Annotated in this window: 6 protein-coding genes; 2 read left to right on the top strand and 4 right to left on the bottom strand. The window is 51.8% G+C overall.

Annotated features, from left to right (window positions below; all coding sequences use genetic code 11):
- Window positions 1–166 precede the first annotated feature (166 nt).
- Window positions 167–1699, bottom strand: coding sequence for an arylsulfatase (locus ACEW8P_RS01750; RefSeq protein ID WP_373511392.1), 1533 nt, complete (start codon window positions 1697–1699; stop codon window positions 167–169).
- Between the two features lie 131 nt (window positions 1700–1830).
- Between ACEW8P_RS01750 and ACEW8P_RS01745 the strand changes: the two genes are divergently transcribed.
- Both ACEW8P_RS01745 and ACEW8P_RS01740 read left to right on the top strand, forming a co-directional pair.
- Entirely contained in the window at window positions 1831–2412 is a 582-nt protein-coding gene (locus ACEW8P_RS01745; protein WP_373511391.1) for an outer membrane beta-barrel protein, read from the top strand.
- A 4-nt stretch (window positions 2413–2416) separates the two neighbouring features.
- A complete protein-coding gene (locus ACEW8P_RS01740; protein ID WP_373511390.1) occupies window positions 2417–3043 on the top strand; it encodes an acyloxyacyl hydrolase in 627 nt (208 codons plus the stop codon).
- 50 nt (window positions 3044–3093) lie between these two features.
- Here ACEW8P_RS01740 and ACEW8P_RS01735 read toward each other — a convergent pair whose 3' ends face one another.
- The 3 genes from ACEW8P_RS01735 to alaS all read right to left on the bottom strand — a co-directional run.
- The gene (locus ACEW8P_RS01735) at window positions 3094–3549 is read right to left on the bottom strand and encodes a DUF1801 domain-containing protein (RefSeq protein ID WP_373511389.1); all 456 of its coding nucleotides are present in this window, start codon (window positions 3547–3549) and stop codon (window positions 3094–3096) included.
- Window positions 3550–3614: 65 nt separating this feature from the next.
- Window positions 3615–4253: an NAD(P)-dependent oxidoreductase gene (locus ACEW8P_RS01730; RefSeq protein ID WP_373511388.1), complete on the bottom strand. Its 639-nt coding sequence runs from the start codon at window positions 4251–4253 to the stop codon at window positions 3615–3617.
- 54 nt (window positions 4254–4307) lie between these two features.
- Window positions 4308–6287: alanine--tRNA ligase (gene alaS / locus ACEW8P_RS01725; protein WP_373511387.1), on the bottom strand; the 1980-nt coding region annotated here is incomplete at its 5' end.

The raw sequence follows: 6287 nt of genomic DNA, 5'->3' as shown, positions 1-6287 counted from the left end.
ACAACGAACTCTGGCGGCAAGGTAGTCATGCCGATGGGTTCGATGCGCGCGCGGTGGATTTCGGTTTGGTAGGGAATGGTGTTTTCTTCCAGTACGTGCAACAGCGCGCGGAACGGTGTCTCGTGGCCAAAGTTCTGAATGGTCCTAAATTCTGACATGACGCAAACTACTTTTTGGCTCCCGGTCGGGTATATCCCGCTTCTCGTTGTTGGGTCAAAAGTACCTTCAATTCCGTAGCGATTTTTGGGTTTTGTTTCAATAAATTACGTGTTTCGGCGGGGTCGTTTTCCATATCATAAAGCTGGGCAGAGAGATTTTTGGTTGGGGACTCATCCTTCGACCAGCCGCCACTGCCCGATCCTTCCACATATTTCCACTTGCCTTTTCGGATTGAGAACATCCCTGAAATGGAATGATGAATCAGGCTGGGGCGAATAGGCTTGGTGTAGTTTGAGGTCGCCAGAACAGGCGAAAAGTCGTAGCTGTCCTGCGCTGCGTTTGCGGGCAGTTTTTGTTGCGTAATAGCGGCGAGGGTAGCCATCAGGTCATTGATACAAACGGTTTGCGACGCGTCCTTATGCTTAGTAATCTTCTGCGGCCAGCGCACAATGAACGGCACCCGGTGCCCACCTTCCCAAATATCCGATTTCTGACCGCGTAAAATTCCGTTGGCGCGGTGCTTCGGAAAAGCCTCTTTGTCGCCTGGCTTCCAATCGGCGCCGTTGTCGGAAGTGAACACTACCAACGTATTGTCTTTCAAACCTAAACTATCCAAAGTACGCAGCACTCGGCCCACCACGGCGTCGGTATGGGCCACAAAATCGCCGTAAGTACCCGCACCCGACTGACCTTGGAAAGGGTCGGATGGTAGCCAGGGTGTATGCGGACTTGTCAGGGGCAAGTACAGGAAGAAAGGCTTCTCGCGCTTGCTCTGGCCAACAATGTATTCTTGCGCTTTCTCGCCCAAGTGATCAAGCGTTTCCGAAATCTTGAAGTCACTGGAACCGCGCCCGGTCCGCCAGAAAACGCCTCTGGGTTCATTATTTCCCTGTATTTCCACAATTTCGCGACTGGATGGCTGGCCATTTTCTAAATACAAATACGGCGGAATGTCCAGCGAGGAAGGTACCAGGAAACTGTAATCAAAACCCAATTCCGCCGGGCCACTCGTCAGGTTGGTCTCGATGTCGAGATTGTCGCCCTGAGGCCATTGGTGCGGCTCGTGCGAAGGTTCGGGTTCAGATCCTGAAATCTCGGGCCAACCCAGACCCAAATGCCACTTGCCAATGACGCCCGTTTCGTAGCCAGCTTGTTTGAGCAGATTGGCGATGGTGAACCGGTCAGCTTCGATGAGGGGAGGGGAGTAGCCGCCTAAAACGCCTTGCTTCAAGGGCGACCGAAAAGCGTAGCGGCCCGTCACCAGGCCGTAGCGCGTGGGTGAACAAACCGCTGAGCCGCTGTGTGCGTCGGTGAAGCGGACGCCTTCTTGGCTCAGTCGATCAAGGTGAGGAGTTTCGACTTGGGAGTTAGGATTGTAGCACTGCAAATCGCCGTAGCCGAGGTCGTCGGCGAGGATGACGAGAATATTGGGTCGTTCTTCTGCAATTGCCCCATCCTTTTCTTCAGTGAAGGCAAATAGCGTAAACCCGATGGTGGCAATGAGGAATAAAAGAAGAAGTGATTTCTTGCAAACGTTCATTAATAGTTCTTTCGGTTGACTAACATTCCAACCATAGAAGCCAAAATAGGATCAGTTATAATCGAAAGCTATGTGAATATGAATATATGCGACTATATTGTAACAGTTATACCACATCGATACTGTCTTACATGACAAGATACCTCGCGATAATCTGCCTGCTACTGATGATGAGCTTGGAAGCGGAGGCGCAGTCTAAATTTTCCGGTGGGCTCTTTCTGTCACCCTTCTCGTCCTACGCCGGGGAGCCGCTAGACATTGAAGCATCCTCCCGGTATAGCACGGGTGCTCTATTGGGTATGGCTTTGCACTATAACTTATCTCCCAATTGGTCGCTCTCCTCGGGCATTTTGTACGAATCGGCGAGAGTGAGATACGGCCTGAATGGCGTCTGTGAGGATTCGTATATCGTCAGGAAGAACAACGCGACGGTCCCCCTGCTGATAAATTTCCGCTCGACTTCCAAAAAGGTATCCCCCTACCTATCGGCGGGAATGCTGGTTTCGACCAATAAGAACGAACGGGCGTCGATCCGGGCAATCTTGGGGGCTGGTCTGTCTTATCAGGTGGATTCTCGCTGGTCGATTGTGGCGCAACCCGCTTTCACGCTGGGAGCGAACAGCAAGACGGATGGAGTGCTGTTTCCGAAAAACCGCCAGCTAAGTATTCAGACCCAATTGTTGTACCGTTTCAGTGGAAAATCTGACCAATAAACCCATGAAAATAGTCGATAATTTAATCAAGAAGCGGCAATTGGCGGGCATCGGTTTGCTGCTTGTTTTTCTTGTGTTGGCCGGGCTGGCATCAGCCCAAAGCCGTTTTGCCTTGTCGGCTAATGCATCGCCGATTCTGAAATTGAATTGGAACCATTATGGTATCAAACCCAGGACCCTGTCGGTCTCTACGGGCATTGGCGCGGGTGCAAACCTGCACTATTACTTTTCGCCCCATTGGTCGGCCTCCTCGGGCTTATGGCTCGAATGGACGAGGCATCGGGATAGGGAACGTTTGACTTCGAATACTAGCCACCATTTCAATGTCCCTTTACTGGTAAATTTTCAGACGAAGGAAAAGCGTTTGGCTCCCTACTTTACGACCGGATTGGTGTTGAGTAAATTCAGGTACGGCATCTGGGTTACAGAAAGGTCTGGATCTGACAATGTCACGATATTTGACGTTGCTGAGCGGACGCAACTCAACCTGCTGCTGGCGGCGGGCGTCAAATACAAACTGAACGATCACCTTTCCCTGGCCATCCAGCCTACCTTCATTTCTAATTCCTTGCGAGAATTAAACACTGGTCTTCAACTCAATTTCCAAACACAGCTGATCTGCCGTTTCTGATTAGGGGTTCCTCCTCCATGTTGACACCAAATCATAAAATTTGATTTCCGTCAGCGCTTCAATTTCCCCTCATAAACAGCAATCCACTGCTCAGGGCTCATTTTCTGCGCCAATTCTCCCACCAATTCGTAGGGGATTTGATCAATTTTTTTGAAGCGTACGCAGCTTTTCCCCATGTCCAGCTTGGTTTTGCTGTGCTTTGGATATTCGGCCTTGAACCAATCGAGAAGATCCTCGTCGGAGTACAAACCCATGTGATAGATTGCCACATTGTTTTTTTGTGAGGCGATGCTGATGAAGGGCAGCGGTAGTTTCGGGTTGACATGATAACCCGCCGGATAGAGCAAATGGGGAACTACATAGCCAATCATGCCATACGAGATAGTCTCCATAAAACCTTCGGGCAGGTTTGCCTGAAAAACCTGCCGCAGCTTTTGCATCGCAACCTGTCGGTCTTTTGGTAATTGGGCAATGTATTGATCGGGAGTTTCGGGTTGGGTAGTCATGGTAGTCAGTTCAACTTCGACTTGGATTCCTGTATCAGCTAGCGGCGCGGATCTATATCACTTCATCAATAAGAAAGCCCGGTTATCTTTCTAACGTACTCTTCCGAGGTCAGCTGATTGAGCATAAAATCGGCCACATCGGCGCGGGAGATGCTAGCTTTGATAGTTTCATCATCGTACGCGAAGCCGTGACGGTACTTTTCGGTACGTTCTCCGTTGGTCAGCCCACCGGGGCGCACAATCGTCCAGTTCAGCGAACTTTGACGAATAATTTCTTCCTGCCGTTCGTGATCGGCGAAAGTCTTTTTCAACAGAAAGGGAACAATGATGTATTTAAAAAACCAGGGCGTTTGATCCAACGACTTGACGCTATCGCCGAAGCCCAGCGTAGTCTGAACAATGATGCGACGCGTGTCCGTCTGCTCCATCGCGCGCAAAATATTAGCTGTCCCATCCGAGCGAATGGTACCGACCTTGTTAGGCGAAGTACCCAGGCAGTTGAGCACGGCATCGTGGCCGTCGAAGGCCGCGCGGACACTGGACGCGTCCATCACATTGCCCTGCACCAGATCGAGGTTGGCATTTTTTATTTCAATCTTGGCGGGATTGCGCACAAAGGCGGTGACGAAGTGACCCTGTTCCAGCGCTTGCTTCACGACCTGGATTCCGGTGGCACCGCTGGCGCCGAAGACAAGTAGTTTCATAAGGGTAGTTCTTGGGTTATCAGACTAGTGAAAACCGATATATAATACTCATTTTCAAAACATCCCTTCTGCCTTAGTTAACGCCTTATCCAGGCCACTCGAATCCGAGCCTCCTGCCGTGGCGAAGTGGGGTTGCCCACCGCCGCCGCCGCGAATTTCTTTGGCGAGTTCCTTTACGATTTGCCCGGCATTCAGGTTCTTTTCCTTTACCAGGTTTTCGGCGATAAAAACCGCCAATTGCGGCTTGCCATTCAGCTCAGTGGCAAGGACGGCAACCAGGTTTTCGGTTTGATCGCGGAGTTCGTAGGCAAGCTGTTTCAGCGCATCGGCGTTGGGTACTTCCACGCGCTCGATTAGCAAGTTCATCCCGTCATTGGCTTGTACTTTTGCCAGCAAACTACCTTTGAGTTGCTGAACTTTTTCGTTTTCCAGGAGTTCAACTTTTTTTTGTAAAGCCGAACGCTCTTCAAGTAAAGCTTCCACCGCCTTGGCCAAATCCTTCGGGCCTTTCAGCAGGTCTTTGATTTGGGAAAGGGTTTCTTCCTGCTCGCGCATTCGTTCCAAAGCGGCCTGACCCGTGATGGCCTCCACGCGCCGAACGCCCGCCGAAACGGAGCCTTCGGAGGTAAATTTAAACAGCCCGATTTCGCCCGTAGCAGGAATGTGCGTTCCGCCGCAAAGTTCCAATGAGTAGGTAGGGTCGAAGGCAACGACGCGCACGAAGTCGCCGTACTTTTCGCCGAATGTCGCCGTGACACCCTGTGCCATCGCCTCTTGAATGGGGACATTTAACTGCGTGTCTTGCTGGACGTTGGCGCGGATTTTCTCGTTGACCATTTCCTCGATCTGCCGCAGTTCTTCGTCACTCACCTTGGAAAAGTGCGCAAAGTCAAAGCGGAGGAAGTTATCATCCAGGAAGGAGCCTTTCTGGCTCACGTGGTCGCCAAGCACGCGCCGCATCGCCGAGAGCATCAGGTGCGTGGCGGTGTGGTTGGCCATGATTTTTTGGCGGCGATCGCTGTCGATGCGGGCCGTGACGGTATCGGTGTTTTGCAAGACCTCGTCCAGATTTTTATCATTCGTGATATGCACGAACAAGTCGTTTTCCTTCTTCGTGTCGGCGATTGTGACCATGAAAGGCTTGCCGTCCACGCGCAGTTCCAGCGATCCCGTGTCGCCCACCTGTCCGCCCATTTCGGCGTAGAAGGGCGTGCGATCCAGTACAATGTGATACTCCTCGCCGCCTTTGGTTTTGACCTTGCGGAATTTAAGAATGTGGCTGTGAGTTTCGTGGGAATCATAGCCCAGAAACTCTACGGGCTGCCCGTCGTTGTCCTGTACTTCCACCCAGTCGGTCGCTTCCTTGGCGGCGTCAGAGCGGGAGCGTTTTTTCTGTTCGCCCAAAGCTGCCTGAAAACCCGCTTCATCGATTTGTAAGCTCTTCTCACGGGCAATCAGCGCGGTGAGATCCATCGGAAACCCGAAGGTATCGCTGAGTTCGAAGACTTCGTCGCCGGGAATGGTTGTCTTATCAGATTCTTGAAGCTGACTGGTAATCAGATCCAACCGCTTCAAACCCGACTCCAGCGTACGCAAAAACGAGCGCTCTTCTTCCAGAATCACCTTCGTAACGAAGTCTTCCTGAGATTTCAGTTCCGGAAATACCTCGGCGAATTGATTCGCCAGCCCGGCGACCAGTTTATTGATAAAAGGCTCAGTCAAATTCAGGTACGAGTAGCCGTAACGAATGGCGCGGCGCAAAATGCGGCGAATGACATAGCCTGCCCGCACGTTGGAGGGTAGTTGCCCGTCGGCGATGGCGAAAGCAACGGCGCGCAGGTGGTCGGCGATAACGCGCATGGCGATGTTAGCCATCCGCTCCGACTTGGCCGCGTCCCCGTATTTTTTACCGGATAATTTTTCCAAAACCTGGATCGTCGGCTGAAAAACGTCGGTGTCGTAGTTGGAGGTTTTCTGCTGGATCGCCATGCAAAGCCGCTCGAAGCCCATGCCCGTGTCCACGTGGGTGGCGGG

This window comes from Persicitalea sp. (assembly GCF_041751555.1).
Classification (GTDB): Bacteria; Bacteroidota; Bacteroidia; order Cytophagales; family Spirosomataceae; genus Persicitalea.
The sequence above is the reverse complement of the archived record's forward strand: the minus strand, read 5'-3'. Positions and strand labels throughout refer to the sequence as shown.